The sequence below is a fragment of the Paracoccus denitrificans genome (assembly GCF_900100045.1).
GTDB classification, from domain to species: Bacteria; Pseudomonadota; Alphaproteobacteria; order Rhodobacterales; family Rhodobacteraceae; genus Paracoccus; species Paracoccus denitrificans.
Map to the genome: position 1 here is coordinate 1 of NZ_FNEA01000084.1, position 1,934 is coordinate 1,934.

Genomic DNA, 1,934 nt, shown 5'->3' on the forward strand with positions numbered 1-1,934 from the left:
ACCGGCAAGATCCAGAAGTTCGCCCTGCGTGCGCGGGCGGCGGAACTGGCGCGGGCAATGACCTGAAGGGCGGGGACCTGAAGGGCCGGATCCGGCCCCCAACGATATCCGCCCCAAGCGCAGGCAAATGCGACATCGGTTCGACCAGTCCAAGATCGAATAGGCGACCGGAATGACCCGGTCCTTTCGGCGCGGCGCAAGCTGGACAAGGATAATGGCGGTCACGAACCATCTTTTCATCGGCAGCAAGGGCACACCGGCCATGGTGACACGGGCGTTCGTCTCGGCCGAGGGGGCGCTGGGGCGGCAGTCTGCACCGCCGCCCCGATGGCTCAGCCCTTGATGGCGATGCGCTTGACCTGCGCCTGCGCCTTTTTGCGTCTTGGGCAGGGTCACGGTCAGCACGCTGTTCCTGAAATGCGCATTGACCTCATCTTCCCCGACCTCAGCGCCAAGCGGATATGGCGCTCGAAACGGCCGTAAAAGCGTTCCGAGAATTGCCGGTCCTGGTCTTCGACCTCCGAGCGCTTCTCGCCCTTCAGCGTTAGCACGCCGTCGTTCAGCAGGGCTTCGATATCCTTCTCGTCAAGGCCCGGCACCATGCGCGGATTGCGCGGTGACAGGGCCTCGGGCGACTTCTTTCCCAGTCTCACGTTGCTTCGGCTCGGTCTCGGGCTTCGCAGCGATCTCGATCCGGTGCGGCTTCATCTCTTCGGGGATCTCGTGCCGCAGGCCGATCGTCAGCAGGCCGTTCAGCAGTCCGGCGCCGGTCAGTTTCACATGATCGGCAAGCTGGAAGCTCCGGTCGGCAATACCGCGATGCAGATACCCGTCCATGTCCTCGCCAGCCTTCTGGCCGGTGACCGTCAGAACGGTCTGTTCCTGCGTGATGGCCAGTTCGTCTGGCGAGGACGGATGCGACCGCCGAGCCATGGGGCTGGCTGCATGCCGCCGAGGCCATGATCGGCCAAGAGCATTCCAAGGGCCGCGCCGCCGGACGGCTCGCCATTCCTGAAGCCGCCGACCCCCAGGACCAGCGCCGGGGATCAGTGCCTGAACCTTGGCGACAGGAGCAGGATCCTGGTCCCTTGCTCATCTTCGCCGTCCCTGGACGGCAGGGGCCGTTCCTCGACATGCGGACTGCTGGCTTGCAGCACGTCCAGCATGTCGGGAAAGCCATGGGCCACGTCCGGCATTCCCGCGATCTCGTAGGCGTTTTGCCCCAGCCCCGCATAATGGACGATGGAGCCTCCCCGCCGCGTCAGCCGCGCCGCGAAGAAGGCGCAGGAGATCAGGCATTCATCCCCGATCTGGCGCGACTCGCCCCTTGTCGCCTGCCTTTGCGCCGCGTCCATCAGCCGGACCGTCAGCCGGTCGGGCACGATCGGGCGGTGCATGTAGCGCGCCAGCGTCGAGGCAAGGTGATACTCGAGCTCCGACGACAAGGCGACCTGGCTTTCGCGCATCCCCTCGATCACCAGGTCACGGGCGGCGGAGAGATATGTGTCCGTCATGAAACCCTCGGCATCAGTCTGAACGAAACCATTCCATAAGGAAAAGTTTGGTGCGGCGCCGTCGCAGGTCAAGTCCCTGCATCGATCCGAGCCATCTGAAATCACAGGATATTGCACGCAGTCCTCATGCCGGTGGCAGCAGGTTGCGGCGCGTGCCGAAAATTTTTCCCGCGACCCCTTGAAACCTGTGCCCTGCCTGCCAACTCATGTCTCGCGTGATGCCAGGCGGGTCACGCAGGCCCCGCGCCGGTCGCCTGGCCGGTGCGGAGGAACCTCTCGAAATCTGTTTATCCATGAGGAGAACGATATGACGTTCCGTCCACTCCATGACCGTGTTCTGGTCCGTCGCGTCCAGTCGGACGAAAAGACCAAGGGCGGGCTGATCATCCCCGACAGCGCCAAGGAGAAACCGGCCGAGGG

4 protein-coding genes and 1 pseudogene are annotated in these 1,934 nt (G+C 64.1%); 1 reads left to right on the plus strand and 4 read right to left on the minus strand.

From position 1 onward, the window contains the following. The 4 genes from BLT64_RS27580 to BLT64_RS25850 all read right to left on the minus strand — a co-directional run. Nucleotides 1-405 (minus strand): hypothetical protein (locus tag BLT64_RS27580; RefSeq protein ID WP_254777256.1); only part of this gene is annotated, 405 nt, incomplete at its 3' end. After that, a complete protein-coding gene (locus BLT64_RS25840) occupies nucleotides 399-602 on the minus strand; it encodes an Hsp20/alpha crystallin family protein (RefSeq protein ID WP_011750812.1) in 204 nt (67 codons plus the stop codon). The genes BLT64_RS25840 and BLT64_RS27580, both read right to left, overlap by 7 nt. Continuing rightward, nucleotides 586-933, minus strand: a complete 348-nt coding sequence (locus tag BLT64_RS25845; RefSeq protein WP_011750811.1) for an Hsp20 family protein — start codon at nucleotides 931-933, stop codon at nucleotides 586-588. Before BLT64_RS25845 ends, BLT64_RS25840 begins: the two co-directional genes overlap by 17 nt. A gap of 113 nt (nucleotides 934-1,046) precedes the next feature. Continuing rightward, nucleotides 1,047-1,514: a hypothetical protein gene (locus BLT64_RS25850; protein WP_011750810.1), complete on the minus strand. Its 468-nt coding sequence runs from the start codon at nucleotides 1,512-1,514 to the stop codon at nucleotides 1,047-1,049. Nucleotides 1,515-1,821: 307 nt separating this feature from the next. On the opposite strand from BLT64_RS25850, the pseudogene BLT64_RS25855 reads away from it, so the two are divergent. Beyond that, nucleotides 1,822-1,934, plus strand: a pseudogene (locus BLT64_RS25855) (co-chaperone GroES); the annotation flags it as partial.

What these genes read in the sequence shown, in the direction of transcription:
- BLT64_RS25845 (WP_011750811.1), bottom strand. Translation starts at nt 933, where the DNA reads ATGGCTCGGCGGTCGCATCCGTCCTCGCCAGACGAACTGGCCATCACG.
- BLT64_RS25850 (WP_011750810.1), bottom strand. Translation starts at nt 1,514, where the DNA reads ATGACGGACACATATCTCTCCGCCGCCCGTGACCTGGTGATCGAGGGG.
- BLT64_RS25840 (WP_011750812.1), bottom strand. Translation starts at nt 602, where the DNA reads ATGGTGCCGGGCCTTGACGAGAAGGATATCGAAGCCCTGCTGAACGAC.